Source organism: Bartonella sp. AA86SXKL, assembly GCF_042196885.1.
In genome coordinates, this window is sequence record NZ_JBHIRE010000212.1 from 383 (window position 1) to 857 (window position 475).

Annotated in this window: 1 protein-coding gene; it reads left to right on the forward strand. The window is 45.3% G+C overall.

Annotated elements, in window-relative coordinates; translation table 11 throughout:
* On the forward strand, window positions 1-475 hold a 475-nt coding region (locus tag ACFIO5_RS11035), incomplete at both ends, for an MFS transporter (RefSeq protein WP_375705426.1).

Here is a 475-nt window from a genome sequence, read left to right on the forward strand (position 1 = left end):
AACACGGCGTTTGGCAATTTTAGCTCTTGCGGTGGGAAGTTTTGCTATTGGTACGGCAGAGTTTGTTGCAATGGGGCTACAGCCGGAGATGGCACGAAATTCATCTGTTGATATTCCTACAGCGGGTCAATATATTTCTGCTTATGCATTGGGGGTTGTGATTGGAGCCCCTGTTTTGGCTGTTGCGACAGCTCCGTTCTCACGCAAAACTGCTTTAATAGGATTGATGTTTTTTTATGCGCTGGCAAATATTGCCACTGCTTTTTTTTCTGATTTTAGCATATTAGGAACATTGCGCTTTCTTAGTGGTCTTCCCCATGGCATCTATTTTGGTCTTGCGACTCTGGTGGCAGCTTCAATGGTGGAAATGAATGAACGCTCCAAAGCTGTTGGGTCTGTTATGCTTGGTTTAACAATAGCAACTGTTTTGGGGGCACCAGGTGCAACTTGGATTGGACAGATTGTTGGTTGGCAG